The organism is Georhizobium profundi, from assembly GCF_003952725.1.
Lineage (GTDB): Bacteria > Pseudomonadota > Alphaproteobacteria > Rhizobiales > Rhizobiaceae > Georhizobium > Georhizobium profundi.
This window is the reverse complement of record NZ_CP032509.1, coordinates 3,093,415-3,109,554: the sequence shown is the minus strand read 5'-3', so window position 1 is coordinate 3,109,554 and position 16,140 is coordinate 3,093,415. Positions and strand designations below refer to the sequence as shown.

The 16,140-nt window shown below is 61.9% G+C and carries 15 protein-coding genes; 8 read left to right on the top strand and 7 right to left on the bottom strand.

Annotated elements, in window-relative coordinates; genetic code table 11:
• Positions 1–69: 69 nt before the first annotated feature.
• Together D5400_RS14970 and rnd are read right to left on the bottom strand one after the other, a co-directional pair.
• The gene (locus D5400_RS14970; protein WP_126010743.1) at positions 70–309 is read right to left on the bottom strand and encodes an amino acid transporter; all 240 of its coding nucleotides are present in this window, start codon (positions 307–309) and stop codon (positions 70–72) included.
• A 12-nt stretch (positions 310–321) separates the two neighbouring features.
• Positions 322–1,476 (bottom strand): ribonuclease D, encoded by a 1,155-nt coding sequence (rnd, locus tag D5400_RS14965; RefSeq protein ID WP_425364884.1) that lies wholly within the window; start codon positions 1,474–1,476, stop codon positions 322–324.
• A gap of 195 nt (positions 1,477–1,671) precedes the next feature.
• On the opposite strand from rnd, the gene aspS reads away from it, so the two are divergent.
• A complete protein-coding gene (gene aspS, locus D5400_RS14960) occupies positions 1,672–3,462 on the top strand; it encodes an aspartate--tRNA ligase (RefSeq protein ID WP_126010742.1) in 1,791 nt (596 codons plus the stop codon).
• Positions 3,463–3,467: 5 nt separating this feature from the next.
• Positions 3,468–4,139 (top strand): pyroglutamyl-peptidase I, encoded by a 672-nt coding sequence (locus D5400_RS14955; protein WP_126010741.1) that lies wholly within the window; start codon positions 3,468–3,470, stop codon positions 4,137–4,139.
• On the opposite strand, the gene D5400_RS14950 is transcribed toward D5400_RS14955, so the two are convergent.
• Positions 4,093–5,274 carry a hypothetical protein gene (locus tag D5400_RS14950; protein WP_126010740.1) on the bottom strand — a complete coding sequence of 394 codons (1,182 nt, stop codon included), beginning with the start codon at positions 5,272–5,274 and terminating at the stop codon, positions 4,093–4,095. The two genes, D5400_RS14955 and D5400_RS14950, sit on opposite strands and share 47 nt — an antisense overlap.
• Positions 5,275–5,453: 179 nt before the next feature.
• On the opposite strand from D5400_RS14950, the gene parC reads away from it, so the two are divergent.
• Complete coding sequence (parC, locus tag D5400_RS14945) at positions 5,454–7,703, top strand: DNA topoisomerase IV subunit A (RefSeq protein WP_126010739.1); 2,250 nt, start codon at positions 5,454–5,456, stop codon at positions 7,701–7,703.
• A 28-nt stretch (positions 7,704–7,731) separates the two neighbouring features.
• Positions 7,732–8,091, top strand: coding sequence for an MliC family protein (locus D5400_RS14940; protein ID WP_126010738.1), 360 nt, complete (start codon positions 7,732–7,734; stop codon positions 8,089–8,091).
• Between the two features lie 27 nt (positions 8,092–8,118).
• On the opposite strand, the gene D5400_RS14935 is transcribed toward D5400_RS14940, so the two are convergent.
• From D5400_RS14935 to hemB, 3 genes are all read right to left on the bottom strand, one after another.
• Positions 8,119–8,874 (bottom strand): arginyltransferase, encoded by a 756-nt coding sequence (locus tag D5400_RS14935; protein WP_126010737.1) that lies wholly within the window; start codon positions 8,872–8,874, stop codon positions 8,119–8,121.
• A gap of 178 nt (positions 8,875–9,052) precedes the next feature.
• Positions 9,053–9,538 (bottom strand): RDD family protein, encoded by a 486-nt coding sequence (locus tag D5400_RS14930; RefSeq protein WP_126010736.1) that lies wholly within the window; start codon positions 9,536–9,538, stop codon positions 9,053–9,055.
• Positions 9,539–9,626: 88 nt separating this feature from the next.
• A complete protein-coding gene (hemB, locus tag D5400_RS14925; RefSeq protein WP_126010735.1) occupies positions 9,627–10,673 on the bottom strand; it encodes a porphobilinogen synthase in 1,047 nt (348 codons plus the stop codon).
• A gap of 90 nt (positions 10,674–10,763) precedes the next feature.
• Here hemB and D5400_RS14920 point away from each other — a divergent pair, with 90 nt between their 5' ends.
• The 3 genes from D5400_RS14920 (at position 10,764) to D5400_RS14910 (ending at position 13,572) form a co-directional block, all read left to right on the top strand.
• Positions 10,764–11,273 carry a DUF6163 family protein gene (locus D5400_RS14920; protein WP_342635443.1) on the top strand — a complete coding sequence of 170 codons (510 nt, stop codon included), beginning with the start codon at positions 10,764–10,766 and terminating at the stop codon, positions 11,271–11,273.
• Positions 11,274–11,407: 134 nt separating this feature from the next.
• A complete protein-coding gene (gene ldtR, locus D5400_RS14915; protein WP_126010734.1) occupies positions 11,408–11,914 on the top strand; it encodes a transcriptional regulator LdtR in 507 nt (168 codons plus the stop codon).
• A gap of 386 nt (positions 11,915–12,300) precedes the next feature.
• Entirely contained in the window at positions 12,301–13,572 is a 1,272-nt protein-coding gene (locus D5400_RS14910; protein ID WP_126010733.1) for a L,D-transpeptidase family protein, read from the top strand.
• A gap of 509 nt (positions 13,573–14,081) precedes the next feature.
• Here the strand turns inward: D5400_RS14910 and D5400_RS14905 are convergent.
• Positions 14,082–15,053: a phytanoyl-CoA dioxygenase family protein gene (locus D5400_RS14905; protein WP_126010732.1), complete on the bottom strand. Its 972-nt coding sequence runs from the start codon at positions 15,051–15,053 to the stop codon at positions 14,082–14,084.
• A 126-nt stretch (positions 15,054–15,179) separates the two neighbouring features.
• On the opposite strand from D5400_RS14905, the gene D5400_RS14900 reads away from it, so the two are divergent.
• Positions 15,180–16,067 (top strand): helix-turn-helix domain-containing protein, encoded by an 888-nt coding sequence (locus tag D5400_RS14900; RefSeq protein ID WP_126010731.1) that lies wholly within the window; start codon positions 15,180–15,182, stop codon positions 16,065–16,067.
• Positions 16,068–16,140: the final 73 nt, after the last annotated feature.

Genomic DNA, 16,140 nt, shown 5'->3' with positions numbered 1-16,140 from the left:
AATAGACGATGACGCCACAAGCGAGAAACATCGCCGGCACACCGAATGCGATATAAAGTTCCAGACCGGTCACGATCTCAACCTTCCGAGCACCTTCCGTGCCATAAAATGTAGGGCAACGCTGAACCCAAAACAAGCTGCGCTGGTGGTCGTCAGCCACTCCGGCGAGGGCGTCGACACCGTTGCGGCGAGGTAGGAGATGGTCGGGGCAAAGCCTCCGACGGCCATCAAGGCGATCGCAACGCCATTCAGCCACGTCGCCGTCAGCTTCGTGCGCTCATTGTGAACGGTGGTCGCGAGATCGCTCACGCCGCTGCGCCTTTAGCCGATGTCGAGTGTGTCCACGCGCTTTTCTTTGAAACGCAGCGCCAGGCGACCGTTGATCAGGTCCAGAGCCTTGTCGCCGAACATCTCGCGCCGCCAGCCATGGAGTGCCGGCACGTCTGCATCCTCGCCATTGGTCGCGATCTGTTCCAGATCGTCGGCATTCGCGATGATCTTCGGTGCGACGCCTTCGCGTTCCGTGATGAGCTTCAGGAGCACCTTCAGGAGTTCGGTTGCCGCACCGGCACCCTCGGGCGCGGCGCGCGAACGCTCCAGGCGGGGCATGTCATCCTTTGGGATCGCCAGTGCCTCGTTGACGGCCGTGATCACCGCCTGACCAGCCTGAGAGCGTTCCCAGCCGCGCTGGATGGTGCGCAGTCGCGACAAGGCTTCGGTATCCTTCGGCGCCTGCTGCGCAATCTCGTATATGGCGTCGTCCTTGAGCACCCGGCCGCGCGGAACGTCGCGGGCACGCGCCTCGCGCTCGCGCCATGCAGCAACGGTCTGTAGGATTGCGAGTTCGCGAGGCTTCTTCACCCGCATCCGCAGCCGCTTCCAGGCGTCGTCGGGATGTAGATCGTAGGTCTCGCGCGATTCCAGAACGTCCATCTCTTCCTTGAGCCAGTGTGTGCGGCCTTCGCGCTCCAACTCGGCTTTCAGATGCAGATAGACGTCCCGCAGATGAGTGACGTCGGCCAGCGCATATTCGAGTTGCGTGTCCGATAGCGGTCTGCGGCTCCAGTCGGTGAAGCGCGACGTCTTGTCGATGCGCCCACCGGTGATGCGCGCCACCAGCTGGTCGTAGGAGATCGAATCGCCGAACCCGCACACCATCGCCGCGATCTGCGTATCGAAGATCGGGTGGGGAATGAGATCGCCCAGGTGGAAAATGATCTCGATATCCTGACGTGCAGCGTGAAAGACCTTGGTGATCTTCGTATCGGCCATCAGTTTGAAGAACGGGCTGAGGTCGATACCGCTCGCCAACGGGTCGACAATGACGGCGAGGTCCGGCGATGCCATCTGGATGAGGCAAAGCTGCGGCCAGAACGTCGTTTCGCGAAGAAACTCCGTGTCGATCGTCACGAACTCGGAAGTGGAGAGCCTGTCGCAGGCGGCCGCAAGGGCGTCGGTCGATGTAATGATGTCCATGAATGCTCTATATAAGAGGGGTGGGCTATTGCAAACGGCTCGCCGCAGCCCAAGTGCTTGCCCGCGCCAATCCTTGACAAACCGGCCTTGCCATGCGCTTGTCCGGCGCGAATTTCAGGGGCGGCGGCTGCCATTCGGACAAGGCCGCGCCAGCGCTCCCGAACCATGTCCAAGCAAGAATTCCGGGATCAATTGATGCACCGTTATCGCAGCCATACCTGCGCCGCCCTCCGCAAGGCCAATGTGGACGAAACCGTCCGCCTCTCGGGCTGGGTCCACCGTGTGCGTGACCATGGCGGCGTGCTCTTCCTCGATTTGCGCGACCATTACGGCATCACGCAGGTCGTCGCCGATCCTGATTCCCCAGCGTTCAAGGATGCCGAGAAGGTCCGTGGCGAATGGGTCATCCGCATCGACGGCAGGGTCAAGGCGCGCACCCAGGAAACCGTCAACGCCAAGATGCCGACGGGCGAGATCGAGATTTACGCCACTGAAATCGAAGTGCTGTCCGCGTCCAAGGAACTGCCGCTGCCTGTCTTCGGCGAACCCGATTATCCGGAAGACGTGCGCCTGAAGTACCGCTTCCTCGATCTGCGCCGCGAGACGCTGCACAAGAACATCATGACCCGCACCCGGGTTATTGCCGCGATGCGTCGTCGCATGAACGAGATCGGCTTTACCGAATTCCAGACGCCGATCCTGACCGCATCGTCGCCGGAAGGCGCGCGCGACTTCCTCGTGCCGTCCCGCCTGCACCAGGGCGAGTTCTACGCGCTGCCGCAGGCGCCGCAGATCTACAAGCAGCTTCTGATGGTGTCGGGCTTCGATCGCTACTTCCAGATCGCGCCGTGCTTCCGCGATGAAGATCCGCGCGCCGATCGCTTCTACGGCGAATTCTACCAGCTCGACCTCGAAATGAGCTTCGTCGAACAGGACGAGATCCTCGGCACGATGGAGCCGGTCCTGCGCGGCATCTTCGAGGAATTCGCCGAGGGCAAGCCGGTCACGCCGAGCTTCCGGCGCATTCCCTATGACGAGTCCATCCGCACCTATGGTTCGGACAAGCCGGACCTGCGCAACCCGATCGAGATGCAGGATGTGTCCGAGCATTTCCGCGGCTCTGGCTTCAAGGTGTTCGCCAACATCCTCGCCGGCAGCGACAAGGCCGAAGTCTGGGCGATCCCCGCCAAGACCGGCGGCTCGCGCGCGTTCTGTGACCGCATGAATTCCTGGGCGCAGGGCGAAGGCCAGCCGGGCCTCGGCTACATCTTCTGGCGTGAGGAAGGCAGCAAGATCGAAGGTGCCGGCCCGATTGCCAAGAATATCGGCGAGGAGCGCACTGAAGCCATTCGCCAGCAGCTCGGCCTGGAGCCCGGCGATGCGTGTTTCTTCGCGGCCGGCGATCCGAAGAAGTTCTACAAGTTCGCTGGTGCTGCTCGTGACCGCGCCGGCGAGGAATTGAACCTCATCGACCGCGAGCGCTTCGAGCTTTGCTGGATCGTCGACTTCCCCTTCTACGAATGGAACGAGGACGAGAAGAAGATCGACTTCGCGCACAATCCGTTCTCGATGCCGCAGGGTGGCATGGAGGCGCTGGAAGGCTCCGACCCGCTCGGCATCAAGGCCTATCAATATGACCTGGTCTGCAACGGCTTCGAGATCGTTTCGGGGGGCCTGCGCAACCACAAGCCCGACCTGATGGTCAAGGCATTCGAGATGGTCGGCCTGTCGAAGAGCGATGTCGAGGAGCGCTTCGGCGGTCTCTACCGCGCGTTCCAGTACGGCGCTCCGCCGCATGGCGGCATGGCAGCCGGCGTCGACCGTATCGTTATGCTCGTCTGCGGTGCGCGCAACCTGCGCGAAATCGCGCTGTTCCCAATGAACCAGCAGGCGCAGGACCTTCTGATGGGCGCTCCGGCGCCCGCCGAGAACAAGCAGCTCGTCGATCTCGGACTGCGCGTGATCCCGAAGAAGAAGGACGACTGATCCCGATGGCGGGCGAGGGCGCAACACCGTTGCCCCGCGTGCTCGTCACGGGCTTTTCCGTCTTTCCCGGCGCCCCGGTCAATCCGACCGAGGCGCTGGCACGTCTCCTGAGCCTCGATCCGCCGACCGAAGGCCTGGAAGCCTTCCAAGCGGAAATCCTGCCGGTGGAATATGCAGGTCTTGCCGACCGCCTCTCCGCGATCGGCCGCGCATTTCGTCCAGACATCGTCATTCAGTTCGGCCTCGCCCGGCGCGCGATCGGTTTTCGGCTGGAGGGGCTTGCCCGCAACAGCCTTAAGCATGCGCGGCCCGACAATCAGGGCCATCTTCCGGTGAGCGAGCGGATCTGCGATGGGCCGGAAAGCTGGACGTCCACACTGCCTCTCAATGCCATCGCCGACGATCTTCAGGCCGAGGGCCTGCCGGTCGAATGGTCGGACGATGCCGGTGGCTATCTCTGCAACATGGCGTTCGCGCTCGCCCGTTCAGGCACCTGCGAGGGGCTGCAAGCCGGCATGACCGGTTTCGTCCACGTGCCGCCTCTGCCGGAGGATGCGCTAGAAGGCGAGCTGCCGATAAGTGCTGCGGATCTCGAACGCGGCGCACGGCTCATCATCGCCCGTTGCGTGGCTACCTGGACGGGAGCGGGTCGCTCAGATCGAAATTCGAAACGCTGAGATTGAGCAGGTCGGGCAGGGCCTGGGGAAACATCATTGCAGCCGCCGCGATCTGCATCACGGGCACCGGCTGGGCCGGCGCTACCTTGATCTCGAACGTGTCCGGCTCGATCAGGAAGGCATTTGCGACCTCGAGGATTTCGGCCTGCAGGCGCGGGTGGCCGAGACGCGCCACTGCAAGCGGCAGCATCATGCGCGAGACGCTGGTCATCTCTGCCGCGTTCAGGCCCTGGGTGCTTCCGGTGTAAGCGAGGATACGGCCCGTCAGGCCCGTATCCAGAAAGCGGATGGAGCCGTTGGAGAGCACCGCCGACCCCATCGCATCTGCCAGCGCTGCGCGTGCCTGGGCTTCGCTTCTCATGGTCTCGCCCCCGCGCATCATCGCCCAGGGCGCAGTGTCGAGCGCTTCCATCTCGAAGCTGAAGGTCAGGATCCCCATCTCGTCCAGCATCAGGCTGAGATCGGGAACGGCGAGTGCGCCCGTCGTTTCGTTCCAGTTGCTCGTCAGATGCATGGAGCCTGTCAGCGTATCGTAGCCCATGGCCTTCATCGCGGACACCGCGGACGGATGGCCAGCCATCTCGGCGGGTATCTCGATCCCGCTTGCTTCCACCGAAGTCTCTATCGCGCCGCTGGCGGATGGTGTGACTTCGAGCGAGGTCGAGACCGCTGAAAAGACGGTGACACCATCCATGACGAGATTGACCGGTCCGGTCATCGCCTGGTCGTAGGAGGCCCGCCGACCGGCATCGGCAAACAGGTCGACACCGCTTACCATGATGTCCTCGACCGTCACCCGACCGCCGGTCTGGCTGACTTGAAGCGTCGGTATGAGGATCTGCGCGACATTGAAATCGCCGGCCGCACTGCGCGACACGCCGTCGAAGATGACCGTGTCTATCGGCACCGGCTGGCCGCCTTCGGGCGTTACCAGCACGTCGGAAAAGGTCAGTCGCTCGCCGTCGAGATCGACGCGTTCGTAGCTGAACGTGCCATCCTCGATCGCGACCGAGTTGAGCATGCGGTCGAGAAGCGCATCGGCCACGCCATCCTGGGCAAGCGCTCCGTCCGACAGAACCACGCATCCACAGGCGACCATGAAGGCAAGCGTAGTCACGGGCATTTTCGAAGCCATGCGTAGGTCTCTTTTGCAGCAATCATGCGGGAGATTCGTGTCCTGTCCATCATGGCCGGATTATTGTCCTGATGAAGGCAGCCGGTCCAGAAGACATGCGTGTGGACAAGTCCCGTGACGCAAGCCCGGCGAAGGCTCCGCCTCTTTACGCTCGACACCCCAGGCGATAAGCCCGACGGATGGGTAAGGACCTTGGACCGCCGCGATCACCGGACGAGATCGAACCGATCGATCTGAAGAAGGCGCTCGAAGAGCGCTACCTTGCCTATGCGCTCTCGACAATCATGCATCGCGCGCTGCCCGACGTGCGCGACGGGCTGAAGCCGGTTCACCGTCGCATCATCTATGCCATGAGCGAGATGGGTCTGCGTTCGGCCGGATCCTTCCGCAAATGCGCGAAGATCGTCGGCGAGGTCATGGGTAACTTCCACCCCCATGGCGACCAGTCGATCTACGATGCTCTGGTGCGTCTGGCGCAGGATTTCGCCGTTCGCTATCCGTTGGTCAACGGCCAGGGCAATTTCGGCAATATCGACGGCGATAACGCAGCCGCCATGCGCTACACCGAATCGAAGATGACGGCCGCCGCCGAACTCATCCTCGAAGGCATCGACGAGGACGCCGTCGACTTTCGCACCACCTATGACGAGGAAAACAGCGAGCCGACCGTTCTGCCCGGCGCGTTTCCGAACCTGCTCGCCAATGGCTCCACCGGCATCGCCGTGGGCATGGCGACCTCGATCCCCCCGCACAATGCCGCCGAACTCTGCGACGCCGCGCTCCATCTGATCGAGCATCCCGATGCGTCGGTCGAGGATCTGATGGAGTTCATTCCGGGACCCGACCTGCCGACCGGTGGCGTCATGGTGGAAAGCCGGGGTTCCATTCTGGAATCCTACCGCACCGGCCGCGGCGGCTTCCGCGTGCGGGCGCGCTGGGAGACCGAGGATACCGGCCGTGGCGGCTATCAGATCGTCGTCACGGAAATTCCGTACATGGTGCAGAAGGCACGGCTGATCGAAAAGATCGCCGAGCTTTTGAACGCCCGCAAATTGCCGCTGCTCGACGACGTGCGCGACGAATCCGCCGAAGACGTGCGTCTGGTCCTCATCCCCAAGAGCCGCACGGTCGATCCGCAGCTTCTGATGGAATCGCTCTTCCGCGTCACCGACCTGGAAAGCCGCATCCCGCTCAACATGAACGTTCTGAGCATGGGTCGCGTGCCGAAGGTCATGGCGCTGAACGAGGTGCTGTGGGAGTGGCTGGAGCACCGAAAGGACGTGCTGCAGCGGCGCTCGCGCCATCGCCTTGCGGCCATCGAGCGCCGGCTGGAAATCCTCGGCGGCCTTTTGATCGCCTATCTGAACCTCGACGAGGTGATCCGCATCATCCGCGAGGAGGACGAACCGAAAGAGGTGCTGATCGCGACCTTCACGCTGACCGAGCTTCAGGCCGAATCCATCCTCAACATGCGCCTGCGACACTTGCGGCGCCTGGAAGAGATGGAAATCCGGCGTGAGTTCGATGAACTCACGGAAGAAAAGGCTAAGATCGAAGGACTGCTATCGTCCGACGTCAAGCAGTGGCAGGCGGTGTCCTGGCAGGTGAAGGAGGTCAAGAAGACCTTCGGCAAGGATACGAAACTCGGCCGCCGTCGCACCCAGTTCGCCGATGCGCCCGAGACGGATCTGGAAGCAATTCAGCAGGCGATGATCGAGAAGGAGCCGATCACGGTCGTCATCTCCGAAAAGGGATGGATCCGCGCGCTCAAAGGCCACATGTCCGATCTCTCGAGCCTCGCCTTCAAGGATGGCGACAAGCTGAAGACCGCGTTCCCGGCCCAGACGACCGACAAGATCATTCTGGTGACCACCGGCGGCAAGGCGTTCACGCTCGGCGCAGACAAGTTGCCGGGCGGACGCGGGCACGGCGAACCGCTGCGCATCATGGTCGAGATGGACAACGATCAAGATATCGTCACGGCCTTCGTCTATGACGCGACCGCCAAGATGATCATCGTCTCCGGCGAAGGAAACGGCTTCGTCGTCGCCGAAAGCGAACTGGTCGCGAACACCCGCAAGGGCAAGCAGGTGATGAACGTCAAGCTGCCGGACGAGACGCGCATGGTCGTTCCCGTCTCTGGCGACAGCGTTGCCGTGATCGGCGAAAACCGCAAGCTCTTGGTCTTCCCGCTGGTTCAGATCCCCGAGATGAGCCGCGGCAAGGGCGTGCGGCTCCAGCGCTACAAGGATGGCGGCATCGCCGATCTCAAGTGCTTTGCCATGGCCGACGGTTTGAGCTGGGCCGATTCGGCCGGCCGGTCCTTCACGCGCAACCGGGAAGAGCTGACCGAATGGCTGGGCGACCGAGCCCAGGCCGGCCGCATCGCGCCGAAGGGTTTCCCGCGCAGCGGCAAATTCACGGGCTGAGGCTCCGAGAGAGGGGGCGAGTTCAAACATGGTCCGCTTCGCATCCACAGCCCTCGGCGTCACTGTACTGGCATTCGTGACGTCGGCGTTCGCCCAAGACCAGGCGCCTGCCTATGAAGGCGTCGTCGCCACCTATGTCTGCGCCGACGGCGCTGAGATCGACATCGCCTATCTCAACATGGCGAGCGGGCTATCGCTTGCAGTCGTGCGCGCCGATGGCGCAATGCATGTGATGGAGACCATCATCAGCGGCTCCGGCGTGCGCTATGCGACGGCCGGCGAAGGCGAACGCTTCGTCTGGTGGTCCAAGGGCAATGAGGGAAGTCTTTACCGCGGCGACGATGGTGCTGAAGAGATCCGGCATCAGGACTGCGTCGGCAAGGACTAGGAGCGGCCTGCCAAAGCCCGCCTCAGATCAGGGCTTGCTGCAAAACCGTTCCCAGCCACGCGCGCCGAGATGTTCCTGGGGCAGGAACTTCGTCTTGTAATCCATCTTCCGAGAGCCGGCGACCCAGTAGCCGAGATAGACATGCGGCTGGCCGCGCTGGCGCGTGCGCGCGATGTGGTCGAGGATCATGAAGCTGCCGAGCGAGCGATCGCGGTGCTCGGGATCGTAGAAGGAATAGACCATCGACATGCCATCGCCCATGACGTCTGACAGCGCCACGGCGATGAGCGGCCCCGTCGACTTGCCGGTGATGCGGCTGTCGGGGTCGGAGATCCGGTATTCGATGATCTTCGTCTCGACATGGCTATCTTCGACCATCATCGCATAATCGAGCACGGTCATGTCCGACATGCCGCCCTTGCGGTGCCGGGCGTCGAGGTAACCGCGAAAAAGCGAATATTGCTCGCTCGATGGTTCCGCCGGGTATTCGATCGCGATGAGGTCGGAGTTGCGTTGAAGCACACGGCGCATGGAGCGCGACGGCTGGAACTCATCGACGAGAATGCGGACGGAAATGCAGGCGCGGCACGTCTCGCAGGCGGGGCGATAAGCTATGTTCTGCGAGCGCCTGAAGCCGCCCTGCGTCAGCAGATCGTTGAGATCGCTTGCTTTCTCACCGACGAGATGCGTGAAGACCTTCCGCTCGAACTGGCCTTCGAGATAAGGGCAGGGCGAGGGGGCCGTCAGGAAAAACTGCGGAGATTGGACGGGATGGCTGGTCATCGCGCTCGATCGAAGATTCTTGCCCTCTTGATCCCCCATACCATGGCGCAAGCTGCGGAAACGTCAACTGGATCGTTGAAGACCGACCGCGTTGGCTGCACGCGGGAAGAAAAGGGGTGCAGTGCGCACAGCAACGACGAGCCCGTCAGCGGGCTCGTCTTTTCGTGTCGGTAGAAGCTCAGCGAAGCGCGCTGGTGCGCAGCACGACGGTGCCGAGCAACATGTCGTGAACCAGTCGCTTGCGGTCGAGAAAGAGGCTTGCCAGCAGGATGAGCGGCGTGAGGATGACGTTGCCGGCCCAGAAGACCACGGCATGCACCATGGCCAGCATCGTATCGACCGGACGCCCGTCGGTGCGTGCGACCATGATGCCCATGAGCCGCATCCCGGGCGTCGCCTGGTTCGGCCCGCCCATGGTGAAACCCACATAGGGCAGGGCGACGAGGGCGAAGAGCACGCCATAGAGCGCCCAGCCCAGGCCGAGTGTCAGAAGGCCGATGAAGAACACGATGACCGCGACTGGAATGCTGAGCAGAAGCACGATCGTGTAATCGATGCAGAAAGCCAGCATGCGCCGCGTGCGCACCCCTTCGTAGGAACGCCAGTCGTCCAGTGCGCCTGTCTGCAGCGGTACGGCTTCGTCAATATGGGCCTGCGTCGTCATCGTCCAATCCGTCCTCGTTCTTGCCCCTGATCGGGCCGCACTGATGTGGGGAGGGCGGTGGCCTTATTCAACGAGGTGCGAAATCACGTCATCGCCGCGCCAAGAGCGTCGCGACCTCCGGTGCGAAATAGGTGAGGATGCCGTCGCAGCCAGCGCGCTTGAAGGCGAGCAGGCTTTCCAGCATCACCTTTTCGCCGTCGATCCAGCCATTGGCGGCGGCCGCCCGGATCATCGAATATTCGCCCGACACCTGGTAGGCGAAGGTCGGCATGGCGAACGTATCCTTCAGCCGCGCGATGATGTCGAGATAGGGTTGCCCCGGCTTCACCATCAGCATGTCGGCGCCTTCCTCGACGTCAAGCGCCGCTTCGCGCACCGCCTCGTCACTGTTGGCAGGATCGATATAGTAGGTGCGCTTGTCGCCCTTCAGCAATCCGCCGGTTCCGATCGCCTCGCGGTAGGGTCCGTAATAGGCCGACGCGAATTTCGTCGCATAGGACATGATGCCGACATTCTGGTGCCCGGCTTCATCGAGCGCCCGGCGGATCGCGCCGATGCGTCCATCCATCATGTCGGATGGCGCGATGATGTCGGAACCGGCATCGGCCTGGATGACGGCCGCCTGTGCGATTTGTGAAACGGTGTCGTCGTTGAGGATCTGGCCATCCTTCAGGATGCCGTCATGGCCGTGGCTGGTGAAGGGATCGAGCGCCACGTCGGTGATGATCCCGATATGCGGCACGGCCTTCTTGATGGCCCGCGTCGCCTCGTTGATCAGATTGTCGCTCGCAAGGCTGTGCGAACCCGTCTCGTCGCGACGATCCATGGAAATGTTCGGAAAAGTGGCGAGCGCCGGAATGCCGAGATCGGCGGCGCGCTTGGCTTCTTCTACGGCCATGTCGACCGTCAGGCGTTCCACGCCCGGCATCGCGTCGATGCTTTCGCGACGGTTTTCGCCGGAGATCAGGAAGATCGGCCAGATCAGATCGTCCACCGTCAGCCGGTTCTCCTGCACAAGGCGGCGGGTCCAGTCGGCCTTGCGGTTGCGGCGCATGCGCCGATGGCCGGTGATCTCGTCGACCATGTTGGTGCCGGCCGGGTGACCTGTGCCGGGGGAGGTGACGTGCCTGTTCATGGCCGGCTCCTGGATGCGTTTCTTGAGCTTCTGGCAGCGGACGCTGCGGCTGGCCGGGCATAGCACAGCCGCAATCGCGCCACTACCCGCATGGCATTGCGCCTTGAGCGTCTCGAAGTCGCGTGGCACACACGGGCGACGATGAATGACGGAAATCAGACGATGCTGCTTGAGAGCGATGCGCGACCGAGGGAAACGCTGACGTTCCGACTGTTCAACATCTTCCAGCGGCTGGTCGCGATCGGCGCGCTGGTGTCGGCGTTGCATTACTGGGCGCTGTTGTCCGGACTTTATGGCGGCGAACTTTGGCGGTTTGATCTGATGCCCATCCATTGGCGGGTCGCTGCCACTGCGCTTGCGGTTCTCTTTCCGGTGGCAGCCGTCGGACTCTGGATGCCGGTCTCATGGGGGCCGGTCATCTGGTTCTGCGCCGCGGCTACCGAGATCGCTATGCATCTCGGCTTCCCATCGCTCTTCGGCCAGAACCTTGTCGTCGCCGCGCTGCACATCCTCGTCATTGCGATCTATGCAGCTTTGCGCGGCGTTCTTTATGTCGAGAAGCTCCGTTCGCGCCGACCGGTAAGGGTTGATTCACTCTGACACACGGAGGCGCTTCGGTAAGGCGCTGTTAATGCTAGCCTTTAAGTCCAATTTTATGGGTATTCGATAGGGTCTCTCTCAAGGCGGAAGAAAACAACAGCCGCCAACAGGGATTACGGAGAGGCTCGAAAACAATGGCACAGGCAAAGCTGCAGTCCAACGAAACGCAGAACCGCGAAGGTGCTCTTCGCAATCTTTATCTGGAATCGCTCCAGCTGGTGGAACGCCTTCACCGCCGTCTGCTCGACGTCATCAAGGATGAGTTCGACCGCAAGGGACAGAGCGACATCAACGCCGTCCAGGCGCTGCTCCTCTTCAACATCGGCAATTCTGAACTGACCGCAGGCGAGCTTCGCTCGCGCGGCTACTATCTCGGCTCCAACGTCTCCTACAACCTCAAGAAGCTGGTCGATCTCGGCTTCATCAACCACCAGCGCTCGCGCATCGACCGCCGCTCGGTCCGGGTCAGCCTGACCGAAAAGGGCAACGAGATCGCCAAGGTCGTCGGCGCACTCTATGACCGTCACATCGGCTCGATCGAACAGGTCGGCGGCATCGGCACCGACGATTTCGAGAAGATGAACAAGCTGATGCAGCGCCTTGACCGGTTCTGGAACGACCAAATCCTCTACCGCCTCTAAGGCAACCTGACTTTCGACCACCTCCGGTCCCGGCCTCCGATCGCTGCAGCTTCCCTGCTGTCGCGACCGGAGGCCGCAGGTCGTTCAAGTTGCAGTCCTGCAACGGCTCAGATCGTATCCCGCCAGGCCTCGTTACAGCCCGTTCCCGGCCACCCCTGAACCATGAATTGGCCATATTGCGATGACAACTCTCGCCATGGAAGAGGGCAAACGGGGCGGTCCAATCTGCCGCTGAGCTCGCCGAAATCCCAGAGTGCCGACGCTCGCGAATTTGTGATTGCAACCGCAAGCTGGCGGCGTTCTAAGGGTTTCGTTTCATTAACTATACGGGTGCTAGCCTTAGGGCTCTTGCGTCAAGAACGTCCCGAATGTGATGGTGTGGTTGAATGGCGATGAAAAACGGATCTGAGCGACTGTCCCGACGGGCTTTTCTCTCGAGTGCAGCAATGGTTGGAGCCACGGCGTTCGCCGGCGCTGCAAGCGCCCAGACGGTTCTCGATAACATTTTGAACGCACCCCGGCGCGGCAACTGGGACGACCAGTTCGATGCCCGTGGCACGCGCGGCGTTGAGCAGGTGACCTCGAATGTTCCGGTGCTGAGCCCGGAAACGGTCAACAACACGAATTTCGCGCTGATCGATTATCAGAACATCGTGCGCAACGGCGGCTGGCCCTTCGTGCCGGAAACCCGCCTGCAACTCGGCGCAACCGATCCGGCCGTCCAGTCGCTTCGCCAGCGCCTGATGATTTCCGGGGATCTGCCGATGGATGCCGGCATGTCTCTGGCTTTCGATTCCTACGTGGATGGAGCAGTCAAGCGCTTCCAGGCTCGCCACGGCCTGCCGCCGGATGGTGTCATGGGCGAGCTGACATTCAAGGCGCTCAACGTGCCGGCCGACATCCGTCTCGGCCAGCTCGAGACCAACGTCGTGCGCTTGCAGACGATGGCCGGTGATCTCGGCCCGCGCCACGTTGCCGTTAATATTCCTGCAGCGGCCATCGAGGCTGTCGAAGGCAATCAGGTTGCTTCGCGTCACACGGCCGTCGTCGGCAAGATCGATCGCCAGACGCCGATCCTCACGTCGCAAATCCACGAGGTCATTCTCAACCCGACCTGGACCGCGCCGCGCTCGATCATCGAGAAGGACATCATGCCGCTGATGCGGCAGAACCCGAACTATCTGACGGAAAACAGCATCCGTCTGTTCGACGGGCAGGGCAATGAAGTGCCGCCATCCTCCGTCGACTGGAACGCCGCACAGGCACCGAATTTGATGTTCCGGCAGGACCCCGGCGCGATCAACGCCATGGCCTCGACCAAGATCAACTTCCACAACGAGCATGCCGTTTATATGCACGATACGCCGCAGCAGAACCTGTTCTTCAATGAGGTTCGCTTCGATTCGTCGGGTTGTGTGCGCGTGCAGAATGTGCGCGACCTGTCGCTCTGGATCCTGCGCGACACGCCGGGCTGGAACCGCCAGCGGATGGAACAGGTGATTGCGACCCGTCAGGTCAACCCGATCGCAGTCAACAATCCGGTGCCTGTTTACTTCACCTACATCACGGCCTGGGCGACGTCCGACCGCGTGGTTCAGTTCCGCGACGATATCTACAAACGCGATGGCGCGCCGGAATTGGCGATGCAGGAAGGCTGATCTTCCTGATCAACCGTCGACTTCTGATGGCCGCCGAAAGGCGGCCATTTTGTTTTATGCGCGTGTAACACCGAGACTACGAGCCTTCATCTGATTGGGCAGCACAGGGCTTGGCTGCGGCGAAGCGCCCATCCTTCAAAACGAGGGTGCAGGTGACCAATGATTCGTATCGGTCGAGTGCTTGCGCTGATGGCGTGAAGGACTCCACGACGAGCCCAATGCCCATCGCGATCGTCAACGCGAGCGCGCCAAGCAGTGTGGATTTGAGGAAGCACGTTCCGCGAAGTCGGATGCACGTTTTGTCATTCAAGAATCTCCTACCGATCTGCTGTCCACACACCCAACAAGCATCATCGGGAGACCGTTCCTCATCTCAACGGCCGTGCGGCGCCATCCCCCAAGATCACGCCGCTCATGGATAATGAAGTGTTACTGAAGGCGAGCGCCGCCGAAACGAAAAGGGCGCCCGCATCAGCGGACGCCCCTCAAAGATTCAAGCCGTTTGAGACTTACCAGCGATCGAGGCCGAGCAGCTTGCGGCCGAGCGGATTGAGCTCGGCGACAGGGTTCTGCTTCTCCAACTCGCGCGGGTCGCCGGGGAAGGGATTGCCATTCGGTGCTTCGCGCTCCTGCCAAAGCCGGATCCGCTCGTCGCGCACGCGGGTGTTGTCGAAATCGCCGGGGAACATGGAGATGTACTGCGCCATCCGAACGCGATTCTCCGAGCGGTTCGGCCGCACGCCGTGAGCCAGCAGCGAGTTGAAGATCAACAGGTCGCCCGGTTCCATGTCGATATTGACGATATCGTAGCCGGTGGTGTCGGGCTTAAAAGGATTGCGGTCCTCCGGCTGGCGATCGCACCACTCTTCAAGCTCGGCAAAGAGGTCGGGAACGCACTGGAAGCCACCCGTTTCCTTGTCCTGCTTGGCAAGCGAAAGCACGCCCTGCACGCTGATCGGGAACGGCCGCACCGACGTGTCGACATCGAAATGGATGAAGCCGTTTTCCTGCTGGGCGGCACGCGCTGCCTTGTTCGGGGGATTGAGGTTGGCGCGGTCGATGGCGACCCAGAGGTTTTCGCGGTCCCAGATGTCGACGAAGGCATCGTAGACGCGCTGGGTCTGGCGGTTATCCCAGAGCGTCTGGTGGTTATAGACTTCCACCATGCCCGCGTTGTTCAGTTCCTTCATCTTGTATTCGCGCAGCTGCGGCTTGTACCAGGTCGACGGGTCGTGACGATCCATCTCCTGAAAGTCCCACAGCATATCGATGACGGCATCGCACTGTTCCTTGGGAACGGCGCCGCGCACGATGACGTAGCCACGCGTCGTCCAATGCTTCCAGTCGTCCTCGGACAGGACGCGCAGCGGCAAGGTTTTTTCGATGTCCTTGAGCTGGGTGGTGACACCCATGGCCTGGGGGTGGTCGCCGTGGCCGTCTTCTTCCTCGACGACCGGCTGCTTCAGGGCTGCTTGGTACATGGTCTCCCTCCCATCGGGTCAACATGACAATGATGACGAGAGATTACGCGCTCCATCAAACGCATGTTGTCGTGTTCTGGCAGATTCTGGTAGGATACTGGCGTCGCGTGAGAGGAGGGCGCGTTTATGAGGCCGTTTCTGGAAAAGATCCGCCAGTCCGATGGCGCATCCTGGGCCTTTCTCGATCGCGTCCTGCCGGACGGTATCCCTTTCGAATGGCATCATCATCCCGAATACGAGCTGACCCTGACGCTGAACAGTCGCGGTCACCGCTATGTCGGCGATCACATCGGCGCCTATGACGATGGTGATCTCGTTCTGCTCGGACCGGGACTGGCGCATAGCTGGGCATCGAGCGATAAGATCAACGACGCCGGGCCCCATCGCGCACTCGTCATCCAGTTCACCGAGACTTGGGCAGGCTCGCTGACGGCCCTCTTCACTGAAATGGCGTCGTTGCGCCATCTGCTGAGCGAAGCTGACCGTGCGGTCTGCTTTTCACCGGAGATTGCTGCCGCGGTCAGGCCGGATCTCGAAGCGCTGGTGGATCTGCCGGCCGACGAGCGGCTCGTGCGCCTGCTCTCGGTCTTTGCGCGGTTGACACGCGACGAGCACCGCAGCCTGTTGGCAAGTCCCGGCCGCGCGCTCGCCACCACCTCCGAAGCCGATCGTCCGCGCATCGACAAGGTGCTGGAGCATCTTCATGCCAACCATCGCGAGCCGATCGCCATTGCCGAACTTGCCGAGATCGCCTGCCTCAGCGAATCGGCGCTTCACCGCATGTTCCGGCGCCAGACGCGCCTGACGCCGCTGGAATATCTGACGCAGCTGCGCATTGGGCACGCGTGTTCGCTGCTGATCGACACCGATCGGCCAATTCATGTGATCGCCGACGAGGTCGGCTATCGCAACCTCGCGCTGTTCAATCGCATCTTCAAAGCGCGCCGTGAAATGACTCCGCGGGAGTTCCGCTCCGCCTATCGTCGCGGGCAGCACCCGCATCTGGCTGCCTGATCGGCCGCAGCCACTGCGAAAGTGCCGCAGTTCAGGTGGTTCATATTGCTCTCGCTGCCTGCCGGGTTTAAGA

Excerpts from the sequence above, each read along its gene's own strand:
- D5400_RS14920 (WP_342635443.1), top strand. The coding sequence starts at position 10,764 with ATGGCATTGCGCCTTGAGCGTCTCGAAGTCGCGTGGCACACACGGGCG.
- ldtR (WP_126010734.1), top strand. The coding sequence starts at position 11,408 with ATGGCACAGGCAAAGCTGCAGTCCAACGAAACGCAGAACCGCGAAGGT.
- D5400_RS14910 (WP_126010733.1), top strand. The coding sequence starts at position 12,301 with ATGGCGATGAAAAACGGATCTGAGCGACTGTCCCGACGGGCTTTTCTC.
- rnd (WP_425364884.1), bottom strand. The coding sequence starts at position 1,476 with ATGGACATCATTACATCGACCGACGCCCTTGCGGCCGCCTGCGACAGG.
- hemB (WP_126010735.1), bottom strand. The coding sequence starts at position 10,673 with ATGAACAGGCACGTCACCTCCCCCGGCACAGGTCACCCGGCCGGCACC.
- D5400_RS14950 (WP_126010740.1), bottom strand. The coding sequence starts at position 5,274 with ATGGCTTCGAAAATGCCCGTGACTACGCTTGCCTTCATGGTCGCCTGT.
- D5400_RS14900 (WP_126010731.1), top strand. The coding sequence starts at position 15,180 with ATGAGGCCGTTTCTGGAAAAGATCCGCCAGTCCGATGGCGCATCCTGG.
- aspS (WP_126010742.1), top strand. The coding sequence starts at position 1,672 with ATGCACCGTTATCGCAGCCATACCTGCGCCGCCCTCCGCAAGGCCAAT.
- D5400_RS14935 (WP_126010737.1), bottom strand. The coding sequence starts at position 8,874 with ATGACCAGCCATCCCGTCCAATCTCCGCAGTTTTTCCTGACGGCCCCC.
- D5400_RS14930 (WP_126010736.1), bottom strand. The coding sequence starts at position 9,538 with ATGACGACGCAGGCCCATATTGACGAAGCCGTACCGCTGCAGACAGGC.
- D5400_RS14955 (WP_126010741.1), top strand. The coding sequence starts at position 3,468 with ATGGCGGGCGAGGGCGCAACACCGTTGCCCCGCGTGCTCGTCACGGGC.
- D5400_RS14905 (WP_126010732.1), bottom strand. The coding sequence starts at position 15,053 with ATGTACCAAGCAGCCCTGAAGCAGCCGGTCGTCGAGGAAGAAGACGGC.
- D5400_RS14940 (WP_126010738.1), top strand. The coding sequence starts at position 7,732 with ATGGTCCGCTTCGCATCCACAGCCCTCGGCGTCACTGTACTGGCATTC.
- parC (WP_126010739.1), top strand. The coding sequence starts at position 5,454 with ATGGGTAAGGACCTTGGACCGCCGCGATCACCGGACGAGATCGAACCG.